This window comes from Coprococcus sp. HPP0074, assembly GCF_964238105.1.
Lineage (GTDB): Bacteria > Bacillota > Clostridia > Lachnospirales > Lachnospiraceae > Faecalimonas > Faecalimonas umbilicata.
The window spans coordinates 159,257-173,113 of record NZ_CAXSKS010000008.1; the positions used below are offsets into that span (position 1 = coordinate 159,257).

Genomic DNA, 13,857 nt, shown 5'->3' on the forward strand with positions numbered 1-13,857 from the left:
AAGAGAAGGAATGTCAGAAGGGAACACAAATTTGACATTCCTTTTTTTGTGCTGCTATGATAAAATAAAAATAGTATGATGACAGACGGGGACCTGTCTGTCGGAAGGTACAGTACACTGGGAAGAAAGGATAGAGCAGTATGAGAGTATTAATCAAGAATGGGCATGTTTTGGATCCGGCTACGGGAGTGGATGGGATCTGTGATGTGCTGACAGAGGATCAGAGAATCATCGGTGTCAAAGAACATATTGAAGAGCAGGCGGATCGGGTGATCGATGCGAAAGGCTGTTATGTAATGCCGGGATTCATTGACCTTCATGTACATTTAAGAGATCCGGGATTGGAATATAAAGAAACATTAGAGACAGGCGGAAAGGCAGCAGCGCACGGAGGTGTGACAACGGTCTGTGCGATGCCGAACACAAAACCGGTCATCGACACAAAAGAGCGTGTGGAAGATGTACATACGCGTGCGAAGGAAGATTCGCCGGTGCATGTGATCCAGCTTGGTGCAGTCACAGTCGGTCAGGCAGGAGAAGAACTGGCTGATATCGAAGGAATGGCGGAGGCAGGATGCCATGCGATCAGTGAGGATGGGAAGTCTGTGATGAACGCATCTCTTTACAGAGAAGGAATGAGAAGAGCGGCAGCAAGCGGAATCGCTGTCTTTGCACACTGCGAGGATATTCATATGGTAGAAGGTGGTGTCATGAATGCCGATCAAAAGGCAGAAGCACTCGGACTGAAAGGAATTACAAATGCGGTGGAAGATGTAATCGTTGCAAGAGATATCCTTCTTGCAAAAGAGACAGGAGTACAGCTTCATCTGTGCCATTGTTCGACTGCGGACAGTGTGCGTATGGTCGCTGAGGCAAAGAGAGATGGACTTCCAGTGACGGCAGAAGTATGCCCGCATCACTTTATTATGACGACAGACGATATTACAGAGGATGATGGAAACTTTAAGATGAATCCGCCGCTTCGCAGCAAGGCAGATGTAGAAGCACTTCGCGAAGGACTGAAAAATAACATCATGGATGTGATCGCTACCGATCATGCGCCGCATGCAGAGCAGGAAAAGGACAAATCCATGAAGGATGCTGCATTTGGAATTGTAGGGTTGGAGACATCGGCAGCACTGACTTACACAGAACTGGTGGAGACCGGAGTGCTTACTCCAATGCAGATGGCAGAGAAGATGAGCTATAATCCGGCAAAGATCCTCGGGCTTTCCGAGGAAAAGGGTTCGATTTCTGAAGGGAAGATCGCGGACATTGTCATCTTTGATCCATCGAAAGAATATGAGATTGACAAACATACATTTTTCTCAAAAGGAAAGAATACACCATTCCATGGAAGAAAAGTAAAAGGCGAAGTGCGCTGCACAATCGTGGACGGCGTGCCGGTCTATGAAGGATAAGAGAAAGCTTTGCAAGACAGAAGAAAGATAGAAAGACATATCAGTGGAGGAGAGAAACATGATCAACAAGTTAGTAGCAAATATTAAGAAGACAAACGCACCAATCGTAGTAGGATTAGACCCGATGCTCAACTATATTCCGGAGCATGTACAGAAGAAAGCATTCGCAGAGTTCGGGGAGACTTTAGAGGGAGCAGCAGAGGCAATCTGGCAGTTCAATAAAGAGATCGTTGACAAGACTTATGACCTGATCCCGGCAGTGAAGCCGCAGATCGCTATGTACGAACAGTTTGGAATTCCGGGACTGGAAGCATTTAAAAAGACTGTCGATTACTGTAAGGAAAAAGGACTTGTGGTGATCGGAGATATCAAGAGAGGAGATATCGGATCTACATCCGCTGCTTATGCAGTAGGGCATCTCGGACATGTGCAGGTAGGAAGCAAATCTTATGCACCGTTTGATGAGGACTTCGTGACAGTCAACCCATACCTTGGATCGGATGGGGTCAATCCATTTATCGACATCTGTAAAGAAGAAAACAAGGGTCTGTTCATCCTTGTGAAGACATCCAACCCATCAAGCGGAGAGTTCCAGGATCAGCTGGTCGACGGCAGACCGCTGTATGAATTAGTTGGAGAGAAAGTTGCTGCATGGGGCGAGGCACATATGGGTGACGAATACAGCTACATCGGAGCCGTTGTAGGAGCAACTTACCCGGAGATGGGAAAAGTTCTCAGAAAAGTGATGCCGAAATCTTACATTCTCGTACCGGGATACGGAGCACAGGGAGGACAGGGAAAAGACCTCGTACATTTCTTTAATGAAGATGGACTGGGAGCAATCGTAAACTCTTCCCGTGGAATTATCGCAGCTTACAAGCAGGAAGCTTATGCAAAATTCGGTGCCGAGAATTTCGGAGATGCATCAAGAGCAGCTGTGGAAGCAATGGTGGCAGACATCAGCAATGCACTGAACAACCGCTAATAGAATGATAAAAAAGATGAAATGATAGAGGAAGAACATTATGGCAGAGAGAGAAAAAGAGCAGGCACTTGTTGTCTCCCAGGAATGTCTTGCAGATGGGATTTTCAGCATGTGGATCCAGACAAAGGCAGCAAAGACAGCAAAAGCAGGACAATTTATTTCCATGTATACAAATGATGGGAGCAAACTGCTCCCACGTCCGATCAGTATCTGTGAGATTGACAGAGAGGGAGGAAAGCTTCGCGTCGTATATCGCGTGACGGGAGAAAAGACAGGGACAGAACAGTTTTCAAAAATGAAAGCGGGGGATACAATCCCGGTGATCGGACCGCTTGGAAACGGATTCCCACTGATTGAGAAGAAAGCATTTCTGATCGGTGGAGGAATCGGAGTACCTCCGATTCTGGAACTTGCAAAATCACTGAACTGTGAGAAACAGATTATCGTAGGATACCGTGATGCACAGACTTTCTTAAAGAAAGAACTGGAAGCAAATGGAACACTTTATATTTCCACAGAAGACGGAAGTGTCGGAACAAAGGGAAATGTTATGGATGCAATCCGCGAACATAGTCTGGAAGCTGATATTATCTATGCGTGCGGTCCGACACCAATGCTCCGTGCACTGAAAAGCTATGCAGAGGAAAACGGAATCGAATGTTACCTTTCCCTTGAGGAGCGTATGGCGTGTGGAATCGGCGCTTGTCTTGCATGTGTGTGCAAATCAAAAGAGAAAGACCACCACAGCAATGTGAATAATAAGCGGATTTGCAAGGACGGACCGGTATTCTTATCGACGGAGGTGGAATTATAATGGATATGCGTGTAAATATAGCAGGAGTAGAATGGAAAAATCCTGTGACAGTTGCCTCCGGGACTTTTGGTTCTGGTGCAGAGTTCTGTGATTTTGTAGATCTTAGCAAGCTCGGAGCAGTCACGACCAAAGGGGTGGCAAATATTCCATGGGAAGGAAATCCGACTCCGCGTGTGGCAGAAACTTACGGAGGAATGATGAATGCAGTCGGTCTGCAGAATCCGGGGATTGATCTATTCTGTGAGCGCGATATCCCGTTCCTTCGTCAGCATGACACAAAGATCATTGTCAATGTCTGTGGACGCTCGAAAGAAGATTATTGTGAAGTTGTAGAACGTCTTGCAAGTGAAGATGTAGATATGCTGGAGATCAACATTTCCTGCCCGAACGTCAAGGAAGGTGGGATTGCATTCGGACAGAATCCAAAGGCGGCAGAGGAGATCACAAGCGCAGTGAAAAAATATGCGAAGCAGCCGGTCATCATGAAGCTAAGCCCGAATGTAACAGATATCACAGAGATGGCAAAAGCTGTGGAGGCAGGAGGAGCCGATGCAGTATCGCTGATCAATACACTGACTGGAATGAAGATCGATGTACATCGAAGAGCATTTGCGCTGGCAAATAAAACCGGCGGTGTCTCTGGTCCGGCAATTAAGCCGATCGCAGTCCGCATGGTCTACCAGGTGGCAAATGCAGTCAATATCCCGATCATTGGAATGGGCGGAATTGCTACAGCGGAGGATGCGATTGAATTTATCCTCGCAGGGGCAAGTGCAGTATCTGTTGGAACTGCAAACTTCATCAATCCAGGTGTCACAGCCGAGATCGTGGATGGAATCGAAGCGTATATGAAGAAATATCAGTTCGAGACTGTGAAAGATATGGTTGGAATTGTAAAATAGAGAAGAGAAAACAGTAAATCAAGGCAGCTGCTGCCTGAAGATATGGAGGTAGAGAGATGGAACAGTATAAGAAAGAGTTTATTGAATTTATGGTGGAGAGCAATGTGCTCAAGTTTGGAGAATTTACATTAAAAAGCGGAAGAAAATCTCCGTTTTTCATGAATGCGGGAGGATATGTGACTGGTTCTCAGTTAAAGAGACTCGGGGAGTATTATGCAAAGGCAATCCACGATAAATACGGAGATGATTTTGACGTTTTATTTGGACCGGCATATAAGGGAATTCCGCTCGGAGTAGTGACAGCGATCGCATATAGTGAATTGTATGGAAAGGAAGTCCGTTACTGCTCTGACAGAAAAGAAGAGAAAGATCATGGAGCAGACAAGGGAAGCTTTCTTGGAAGCAAACTTCAGGATGGCGATCGAGTGATCATGATCGAGGATGTGACGACATCAGGAAAATCCATGGAGGAGACTGTGCCGAAAGTAAAAGGGGCAGCAGATGTAGAGATTGTAGGTCTGATGGTATCTCTTGACCGTATGGAAGTTGGAAAAGGCGGAGTGAAATGTGCTCTGGAAGAAGTAAAAGATCTCTATGGATTTGAGACAAATGCGATCGTGACGATGGCGGAAGTAGTAGAGCACCTGCACAATAAAGAATGCAATGGAAAAGTAGTGATCGATGATGAGATCAAGTCTGCAATTGATGCATACTATGAGCAGTACGGAGCAAAATAGACAGGAGAGACTTATGAACGAAAAGATTTATAAGACGATGACGACAGTCGGCGCAGGAAATATAGTTCTCGGTGTGATCATGATCGTGACCGGGATCGCAGCAGGAGTGATCACAATCGTAGGGGGTGCACGCTTACTAAAGAATAAATCCGGTCTGACTTTTTAGTCCGGAAAGAGAGGAATCATTCTGAAAGGGTGCAATGGTGAAGTATAAAGAAAGAAAACGTCTGCGTATCCTCGGGAAAGTGTTGTTTGTATGTTATGTGTTGTTCATTATATACTTTCTGCTTTTCTCAGAGTGGTATGGGCGTACTGGGGAAATGAGCGAGTATCGTTACAATCTCGTTCTGTTTAAAGAGATTCGGCGTTTTCTGACATATCGTGAGACACTGGGGACTTTTGCAGTGCTCACGAATGTTGTCGGAAACGTAGTAATTTTTGTGCCATTCGGTTTCTTTATGCCGATGGCAAGCAAATACCGCAGCTTTTTTATGACGGTATGTTACAGTTTCGGACTCAGTCTTTGCGTGGAAGTATTTCAACTACTTACAAGAGTAGGATCTTTCGATGTGGACGACCTTCTGTTAAATACAATCGGAGGGCTCGCAGGCTACATACTGTTTGTTATATGCAATGCAATAAGGAGAAGATACCATGCAAAGAAGTGAGAGAAGACGAAAAAAAAGACAGCGAGAATTAGAAAGACAGCAGAGACGGCGGGAAAAAGAAGTACAGCGCTATCAGAAAAAAAGAAACCGCTATGGAGAAGAAAAAGTGATCCGCCATGCGAAGCATGGAGTTCGTTCTACCCTTATTGCTATAGCGGCCATCGTACTTCTTTCTCTTCTTGTTACAGTGTCGTACGTTCAGGAAGGAAAAGCAGCAACAATGATCGGTGCGTTGGGAATTTGCGCCTGGATACTTTCGGGAGTTGGGATTTTCTTTGGAATGATCGGACTGCGGGAGCGAGAGCGGAAGTATCTTACATGCCGGATCGGAATTGTATGCAATGCCGCTTTGTTTGTCGGTTTGGCAATAATATTTTTCAGGGGGATATAAGTTTATGTGGAACGAACAGTGGAAAGAAGAAAATGAAATATTTCACGAAAGACACGATCTGACGATCGAACGTATCCGAATGATCGGTACAGAGCAGACTGCCGCAGAGCAGTTTCGTCCATATTTTAGACATGTGGCAGAATTTCTTCTTTTTGTAGAAGAAGTAAGAGCAATGGTGGAAGATGGATCGTGGGAAAAACTTTCATTTGATGAGATGAAAGAAATCAATCACAAGCTGTATGCAGACATTTCAGAAGAAAATTACGGAACATCGTATGCAAATCCGGCTTGGGCAGTAGAAAAACTCGGAGAAGATTTTGGAACTTTTTTAAGTTTTCTGTATACTGAGATGCGCGCTCAGATAGGGTATGCCTATGAAGGAAAATTAAAATACAATACAATCTGTAATGAACTGTTTATTGAAATCTATAATTGTTTTGAAGATGCACAGTGTCCGGAGTTCAGAGAACTTAAGGAGATCGTGTACTGGTATGCAAGTGATTATTGTGATGTGTTTCTGGCAGATCGGATCGAAGAGCAGATCTCACCGGATTGCGGTGTGTTTGTGCCGATGCTTGCAAAGACGGATGTCAGTGATGAGCGGTTTATTTTCCGTACCGGAGAATGGATCACAGATTATGAGATCCAGACGATGCGTCACCTGAACAGTCTTCCGGAAGAGACGATTCAGAAGATGGCAGATACCTATACAGAAGGATTCCGAAGAGGATTTATACTTGGCGGCAAAGATCTTTCAAAGAAAAAGACGGTCAATGTGCTGTATTCCGCAGGGTTTGAGCGGATGATCCAGTATGCGATACGCAATTTTGAAAAAATGGGATTACGTCCGTTGATCTTTCGTGCAGCAAACAGTGTTGTGACCAAGAAAAACCATCAGAAATCCGGTTATTACGGAGCGGTCAACAAACAGTTTGAATATGATCACAGAGCAGACCAGGCATTGTTCCTCGATAAAAAATATACAGAGCGGAAGCTGGATGTGATCAAAAATACATATGAGAAACAGAAAGAGCTGGCGGCATGTTATGCGGGTCCGGCATGGATCGATCCATTTGGAGAACCACCGTTTTCACCGGAGAGAAAGTCGGAGGTATTCTCCTATACGGATAAGCAGGAAGAACTGCTGCAGGCATTTGCAAGTAAGTCCAGCCAGATGATCAATCAGTATATCAAGGGAGAAGAGAGAAGCTTCACGATCATCTCGTATCCGAAGCCGGAGATTGGAGAAGACTACGAGGCAATCTTTAACGATACGATCGAGATCAATGCAGTGGACAGCGAAGTGTATGGACAGATCCAGCAGACGATGATTGATGCCTTGGATCAAGGCGAATACGTGCATATCATTGGAAGAGGAAAGAATCAGACGGATATCAAAGTCAGACTGCATGCTTTAAATGATCCGGAGAAGGAGACGATCTTTGAAAACTGTGGTTCGGATGTCAATATTCCGGCAGGGGAAGTGTTCACCTCTCCGACACTGGAAGGAACAAACGGAACATTGTTTGTCAGTGAAGTATATCTGCATGGAATGCAGTATAAAGATCTGAAGATCGAATTTCAGGATGGAATGATCACAGATTATACTTGTGCAAACTTTGAGAAAGAAGAGGAGAATAAAACCTATATCCGGGAAAATATTCTGCACAATCATGAGACACTTCCACTTGGAGAGTTTGCGATTGGAACGAATACGACGGCATATGTGATGGTCAACAAGTATCAGATCGCGGATAAGATGACCATTTTGATCGCAGAGAAGATGGGACCACATTTTGCGGTCGGAGACACTTGTTACAGCTGGAACGAGGAGAACCGGGTGTACAATCCGAACGGAAAAGAGATCATTGCAAAGGATAATACTATTTCGATTCTGCGAAAAGAAGATGTGAATAAAGCATATTTTCAGTGTCATACAGACATTACGATTCCATATGAAGAACTGGCAGAGATCAGTGTCATCCGAAAAGATGGCAGCAAGATCGAACTTTTGAAAGATATGAGATTCGTACTGCCGGGGACGGAAAGTCTCAATGAACCACTAGATCGAATGGATGCAGAAAATGCGTAAGATTTTTGGAAGAACGAGTTTAGAAATAAAACCTTATAAGTATTTATAATCACTGATACCGGGCGGGACTGTTGACATCCTTGCCCGGTATTAGTAAAATTAACTTATAAATGAACAAGTATTTATACTGGTAACTTATAAAGGTGCCGGGAAAAAGATGGATGATGGATCATTTCATACTTTGTATTTCCAAGTGCCGGTATTTTGTAAATGAGAAAAGGAGAGAATTATGCCAAAAGTAGGAATTGTTATGGGCAGTGACTCAGACATGAAAGTCATGAGCAAGGCAGCAGATATGCTGGAAAAACTGGGTGTAGAATATGAAATGACAATTATTTCTGCACACCGTGAACCGGACGTATTTTTTGAATATGCAAAGTCCGCAGAGGAGAAAGACTTTAAAGTCATCATTGCAGGGGCAGGTATGGCAGCACATCTTCCTGGAATGTGTGCAGCGATCTTCCCAATGCCGGTCATTGGAATTCCGATGTCAGGAAAGAACCTGGAGGGTGTAGATGCACTTTATTCTATCGTACAGATGCCGCCGGGAATTCCGGTAGCGACAGTGGCAATTGACGGGGGAGTCAATGCAGCGATTCTTGCGGCAAGAATTCTTGCAACATCTGATCCGGAGCTGCTTGGAAGATTGAAAGCATACTCTCAGGAGATGAAAGAGACTGTACAGGCAAAGGCAGAAAAACTTGATCAGTTAGGACATAAAGAATATCTGAAACAAATGTAGGAAAAAGCAGGGAAAGCCTTGAAATGGAGGAGAAAAGATGGATTACAAAAACGCAGGCGTCGATATTGAAGCAGGGTACAAATCAGTAGAATTGATGAAAGAACATATCAAACAGACAATGAGACCGGAAGTTCTGACAAATATCGGGGGATTTTCGGGAGCATTTTCTATGGAGAAGTTCAAAGAAATGGAAAAACCGACATTAGTATCTGGAACAGATGGTGTCGGAACAAAGTTAAAACTTGCATTTATTCTCGATAAGCATGACACAGTGGGGATTGACTGTGTTGCAATGTGTGTCAATGACATCGCATGTGCGGGCGGAGAGCCGTTGTTTTTCTTAGATTATATTGCATGTGGAAAAAATGTGCCGGAGAAGATCGCTACGATCGTCAGTGGTGTTGCAGAAGGTTGTAAACAGTCCGATGCAGCGCTGATCGGTGGAGAGACTGCGGAGATGCCAGGATTTTATCCAGAAGATGAATACGATCTTGCAGGATTTGCAGTCGGAGTCGTAGATGAGAAAGACTTGATCACTGGAAAGGAATTAAAAGATGGGGATGTTCTGATCGGAATTGCGTCTTCCGGAGTACATAGCAATGGATTTTCTCTTGTAAGAAAAGTATTTAAGATGGATAAAGACACTTTAGATACATATCATGAAGAGCTTGGGACTACGCTTGGAGAAGCACTGATCGCACCGACAAAGATCTATGTGAAAGCACTTCGCGGTATTAAGGAAAGCGGAGTGAAGATCAAAGGATGCAGTCATATCACAGGTGGTGGATTCTATGAGAATATTCCTCGTATGCTCTGTGATGGTGTGCGTGCAGTTGTGGAAAAAGACAGCTATCCGGTTCCACCAATCTTCCGTATGCTGGCAAGAGAAGGTGAGATTGCAGAAGAGATGATGTACAATACTTACAATATGGGACTTGGAATGATCGTGGCAGTCGATAAAGATGATGTGGAGAAGACTGTTGCAGCAATCAAGGCTGCCGGAGAAGATGCATATGTGGTAGGACATATCGAAGCAGGAGAAAAAGGAGTTACTTTATGCTAAAAATAGTTGTATTAGTTTCCGGCGGGGGGACAAACCTGCAGGCAATCATGGATGCAGTTGAAGCTAAGACAATTACAAATACGGAGATCATCGGTGTCATCAGCAACAATAAGAATGCCTATGCTTTGGAACGTGCGAAGAAGCATGGGATTCTTGCAATGTGCATTTCACCGAAAGATTATGAATCAAGGGAAGCATTTAACGATGCTTTCCTTGACGAGCTTCAACAGTTAAATCCGGATCTGATCGTGCTTGCGGGATTTCTTGTGGTGATTCCGGAAAAGGTGATCAGACAGTACGAACATCGCATGATCAATATTCACCCATCTTTGATTCCGGCATTTTGTGGAAAGGGATATTATGGGCTGAAAGTACATGAGGCGGCACTGAAACGAGGGGTGAAGGTTGTCGGCGCGACAGTACACTTTGTAGATGAAGGAACGGATACCGGTCCGATTATTTTGCAGAAGGCAGTGGAAGTGAAAAATAGTGACACTCCGGAGACGCTTCAACGGCGTGTGATGGAAGAGGCGGAGTGGAAGATTTTGCCGAAGGCGATTGATTTGATCGCAAACGGGAAGATTGAACTGATCGATGGGAAGGCGGTAGTCTGCGGCGAGTAGTGTACCGAAAAGAGTTATTGGTGAGTGGAGATAGAGAACAGATCGGCATAACAGGTCTGCATTCAGAGAAGAATGAGCAGAGAAACGGTAGAAAATCGTAGGAGGCATAATTTATGAAAGTACTAATTGTAGGAAGCGGCGGGAGAGAGCATGCGATCGCATGGAGTGTGTCAAGAAGCAGCAAAGCAGAGAAGATTTACTGTGCACCAGGTAATGCAGGGATCGCAGAGTATGCGGAATGTGTAGACATCGGTGCGATGGAATTTGAAAAGCTGGCAGCATTTGCAAAGGAGAATGCAGTTGATCTGACGATCGTTGGAATGGATGACCCACTTGTCGGAGGAATTGTTGATGTCTTTGAGGCAGAAGGATTGCGCGTATTTGGTCCAAATAAGGCAGCTGCGATTCTGGAAGGATCGAAGGCATTTTCGAAAGATTTGATGAAGAAATATCAGATTCCGACAGCGGCATATGAGAATTTTGATTGTGCAGAAGAGGCGCTTGCTTATCTGGAAACAGCAAAATTTCCAATCGTTCTGAAGGCAGACGGACTGGCGCTCGGAAAAGGTGTGCTGATCTGCAATACGCTGGAGGAGGCGCAGGAAGGTGTGAAATCACTGATGCTTGATCATCAGTTTGGAGCGGCCGGAAATACGATCGTAATCGAAGAGTTTATGACTGGACGGGAAGTATCGGTGCTTTCCTTTGTAGATGGAAATACAATCAAGACTATGACATCAGCGCAGGATCACAAGCGTGCAAAAGACGGAGATCAGGGACTGAATACAGGAGGAATGGGAACGTTTTCTCCAAGTCCGTTCTATACAAAAGAGGTGGATGCTTTCTGCAAGGCGCATATTTATCAGGCAACAGTCGATGCGATGAAAGCAGAGGGAAGACCATTTAAGGGAATTATTTTCTTTGGATTGATGTTGACAGAGGAAGGACCGAAGGTGCTGGAGTACAATGCAAGATTTGGTGATCCGGAGGCACAGGTGGTACTGCCGAGAATGAAAAATGATATCCTTGAAGTGATGGAAGCTTGTATTGATGGGAAATTAGATCAGATCGAGCTGGAATTTGAAGAGAATGCGGCAGTCTGTGTTGTACTTGCATCAGACGGCTATCCGGAGAAATACGACAAAGGGCTTCCGATCAGTGGACTGGAAGAATTCCAGAAACATGAAGGGTACTACTGCTTCCATGCAGGAACAAAATTTGACGGAGATACGATCGTGACAAACGGAGGGCGTGTACTTGGCGTGACTGCGAAAGGAAAAGATTTAAAAGAGGCAAGAGCAAATGCATATGCTGCGACAGAGTGGGTTACATTTGCGAACAAATATAAGAGAAACGATATCGGAAAAGCGATTGATGAGGCATAAAAAGCAGACGGTAAAAAGAAGCATGCGATAGAGAGAAGGGGAAGATGACAGCAGGAAGTGGCTGTGGTCTTTCTCTTTTTGTTTTTCAGAAAGAACATGTGGCTGAAAAAAGAGTGAGGATTTTTTATATACTTTGGAGAAAAGTTGCGCTATAATACGGCTATCGACAAAACGAAGAACAGGAAAGAAGGAGTGAATAGATATGAAGATCAGGAAACTAAGAGAGATCGATTATGATACTGTAAGCCAGTTTATGGCGGAACTCCATAAATTACATGCAGAGAGCAGACCGGATATGTATCGGCAGATGGAGGAAATTGGAACAGTCTATACAAAGGAAGAATTTTACAGTATGCTTCAAAATGATGAAATGATCACGCTTGGTGCGGACACAGAGGAAGGCGAGCTGCTGGGAATCTGTATTGCTACCATACGGGAGACAAAGCATCCGATCATGGTGCCGAAAAAGACGGTGTACATTGAAGATATTTATGTATCACAGCAATATAGAAAGCAGGGAGTCGGAATCAGTTTATATCAGTCAGTAGAGAGACTGGCACAAGACATTGGGGCAGAACGCATCGATCTTTGTGTCTGGAACTTTAATGAGGCGGCGCTTTGCTTTTATGAGAAAGCAGGGATGAAGCCACAGCGCTGGCTGATGGAGAAAATCCTCTTAAAATAGAGGTGTGAGAATTGGAGGCAGGATGTGAAAGAAAAAGAAGAAATTGTAGAAATCAATAACGGAGAGTCGCACAGAGTACTGGAACTGGCAATGGAGGCAGGGAGAATCCTCTTAAGAAACGGGGCGGAGATCTTTCGGGTAGAGGAGACCGTGTGGCATATCTGTGAGCATTATGGAGTGCAGGGACTGGATACATTTGTACTGAGTAATGGGATTTTTATCACAGCAGATGATGGCGAGAAGACAATCTATGCAAAAACAAAGCATGTGCCATTGTCAGGTGCACATTTAGGAATTGTAGCGGAGGTCAATGCGCTCTCAAGAGAGATTGTAGAAGGGAAAGTCAGTGTCGATGAGGCATTTCAACGTCTGAAAGAGATCGAACAGATGCCCCGCACGAGCAAACCGTTGCAGACGTTTGCATCGGGGATGGGAGCAGGAAGTTTCTGCTATATTATGGGGGCAACTTTGATAGAAAGTGGAATTGCATTCTGCATCGGGGTATTACTGCATGTATTTCTGATGGGAGTCAAAAAATATAACAGTTCAAAAGTGATCGTCAATATTCTGGGAGGTGCATTTATCACGGTGATGACACTATGCGCGATCAACTTCCTGCCGTTTCCGCTTCGGATGGATAAGCTGATCAGCGGTGCAATCATGCCGCTTGTACCAGGAATTGCTTTTACAAATGCAATCCGCGATATTGCAGACAGTGACATTTTATCAGGGACTGTCCGCATGGTGGATGCCGTTCTTGTATTTGTCTATATTGCAGTCGGGGCAGGATCTGTACTGTCTATTTACAATAGTCTGATGGGAGGAATGTTTTTATGACATTTGTATTAAATTTGCTTCTGGCATCCACAGGATCACTTGCATTTGCGATTCTCTACAATGTTCCTCGCAAATTTTATTTGTGTGCAGCATTTACTGGAATGGCAGGATGGTTTTGCTATTATCTGATAGTACCGTTTACGGATACAGCGGTTGCCTCGTTCTTCGGTGCAGTCGGAGTCGTGCTTGTTTCCCGCATTTTTGCAGTCTGGAAGAAATGTCCGATCACGGTCTTTTTGATCTCGGGGATTTTCCCGCTTGTGCCGGGAGCAGGCGTTTACTATACCATGTACTATCTTGTGTCAAATGAGTTGACACTGGCGGCGATCAAAGGACTGGAGTCGTTAAAAATCGCATTTGGAATTGTACTTGGAATTGTATTTATTGTTACCATTCCGAAAAAATGGTTCTTTATTCAAAACTGGCGAAAAAAAGATGTGGAGAAGGAATACATTGCACCATCGCGAAAGTAGGTTTGTGCGAAGAGAAAAATAGGATAAAAAGAGAAAATT

16 protein-coding genes are annotated in these 13,857 nt (G+C 44.4%); all 16 read left to right on the plus strand.

All coding sequences use genetic code 11. The features are described 5' to 3' along the window. Positions 1-140 precede the first annotated feature (140 nt). The 16 genes from ACESPO_RS11230 (at position 141) to ACESPO_RS11305 (ending at position 13,818) form a co-directional block, all read left to right on the plus strand. Positions 141-1,421, plus strand: a complete 1,281-nt coding sequence (locus tag ACESPO_RS11230; RefSeq protein WP_499788853.1) for a dihydroorotase — start codon at positions 141-143, stop codon at positions 1,419-1,421. A gap of 58 nt (positions 1,422-1,479) precedes the next feature. Continuing rightward, the gene (pyrF, locus tag ACESPO_RS11235; protein WP_009263586.1) at positions 1,480-2,406 is read left to right on the plus strand and encodes an orotidine-5'-phosphate decarboxylase; all 927 of its coding nucleotides are present in this window, start codon (positions 1,480-1,482) and stop codon (positions 2,404-2,406) included. 40 nt (positions 2,407-2,446) lie between these two features. Continuing rightward, the gene (locus ACESPO_RS11240; RefSeq protein ID WP_499788854.1) at positions 2,447-3,220 is read left to right on the plus strand and encodes a dihydroorotate dehydrogenase electron transfer subunit; all 774 of its coding nucleotides are present in this window, start codon (positions 2,447-2,449) and stop codon (positions 3,218-3,220) included. Then, positions 3,220-4,122, plus strand: coding sequence for a dihydroorotate dehydrogenase (locus ACESPO_RS11245; RefSeq protein ID WP_008977364.1), 903 nt, complete (start codon positions 3,220-3,222; stop codon positions 4,120-4,122). Before ACESPO_RS11240 ends, ACESPO_RS11245 begins: the two co-directional genes overlap by 1 nt. Before the next feature lie 56 nt (positions 4,123-4,178). Next, positions 4,179-4,859, plus strand: a complete 681-nt coding sequence (pyrE, locus tag ACESPO_RS11250; protein ID WP_008977363.1) for an orotate phosphoribosyltransferase — start codon at positions 4,179-4,181, stop codon at positions 4,857-4,859. Positions 4,860-4,872: 13 nt separating this feature from the next. Next, on the plus strand, positions 4,873-5,025 hold the full coding sequence (locus tag ACESPO_RS11255) for a hypothetical protein (protein WP_008977362.1): 153 nt from the start codon (positions 4,873-4,875) through the stop codon (positions 5,023-5,025). A 34-nt stretch (positions 5,026-5,059) separates the two neighbouring features. Then, complete coding sequence (locus ACESPO_RS11260) at positions 5,060-5,527, plus strand: VanZ family protein (RefSeq protein ID WP_009263585.1); 468 nt, start codon at positions 5,060-5,062, stop codon at positions 5,525-5,527. Next, positions 5,514-5,918: a DUF6142 family protein gene (locus ACESPO_RS11265; RefSeq protein WP_008977360.1), complete on the plus strand. Its 405-nt coding sequence runs from the start codon at positions 5,514-5,516 to the stop codon at positions 5,916-5,918. Before ACESPO_RS11260 ends, ACESPO_RS11265 begins: the two co-directional genes overlap by 14 nt. A 4-nt stretch (positions 5,919-5,922) precedes the next feature. Beyond that, positions 5,923-8,010, plus strand: a complete 2,088-nt coding sequence (locus ACESPO_RS11270) for an aminopeptidase (RefSeq protein ID WP_009263584.1) — start codon at positions 5,923-5,925, stop codon at positions 8,008-8,010. Positions 8,011-8,239: 229 nt separating this feature from the next. After that, complete coding sequence (gene purE / locus ACESPO_RS11275; protein WP_008977358.1) at positions 8,240-8,752, plus strand: 5-(carboxyamino)imidazole ribonucleotide mutase; 513 nt, start codon at positions 8,240-8,242, stop codon at positions 8,750-8,752. A gap of 37 nt (positions 8,753-8,789) precedes the next feature. Next, positions 8,790-9,815: a phosphoribosylformylglycinamidine cyclo-ligase gene (gene purM, locus ACESPO_RS11280; protein WP_008977357.1), complete on the plus strand. Its 1,026-nt coding sequence runs from the start codon at positions 8,790-8,792 to the stop codon at positions 9,813-9,815. Beyond that, a complete protein-coding gene (gene purN, locus ACESPO_RS11285; RefSeq protein ID WP_499788856.1) occupies positions 9,809-10,438 on the plus strand; it encodes a phosphoribosylglycinamide formyltransferase in 630 nt (209 codons plus the stop codon). Before purM ends, purN begins: the two co-directional genes overlap by 7 nt. Positions 10,439-10,551: 113 nt before the next feature. Next, complete coding sequence (gene purD, locus ACESPO_RS11290) at positions 10,552-11,823, plus strand: phosphoribosylamine--glycine ligase (RefSeq protein ID WP_016441423.1); 1,272 nt, start codon at positions 10,552-10,554, stop codon at positions 11,821-11,823. Between the two features lie 202 nt (positions 11,824-12,025). Continuing rightward, positions 12,026-12,508: a GNAT family N-acetyltransferase gene (locus ACESPO_RS11295; protein WP_336305135.1), complete on the plus strand. Its 483-nt coding sequence runs from the start codon at positions 12,026-12,028 to the stop codon at positions 12,506-12,508. 24 nt (positions 12,509-12,532) lie between these two features. After that, positions 12,533-13,345, plus strand: coding sequence for a threonine/serine exporter family protein (locus ACESPO_RS11300; RefSeq protein WP_336305136.1), 813 nt, complete (start codon positions 12,533-12,535; stop codon positions 13,343-13,345). Continuing rightward, on the plus strand, positions 13,342-13,818 hold the full coding sequence (locus ACESPO_RS11305) for a threonine/serine exporter family protein (RefSeq protein WP_009263578.1): 477 nt from the start codon (positions 13,342-13,344) through the stop codon (positions 13,816-13,818). The genes ACESPO_RS11300 and ACESPO_RS11305 overlap by 4 nt, the downstream gene beginning before the upstream one ends. The last annotated feature ends 39 nt before the right edge of the window (positions 13,819-13,857 follow it).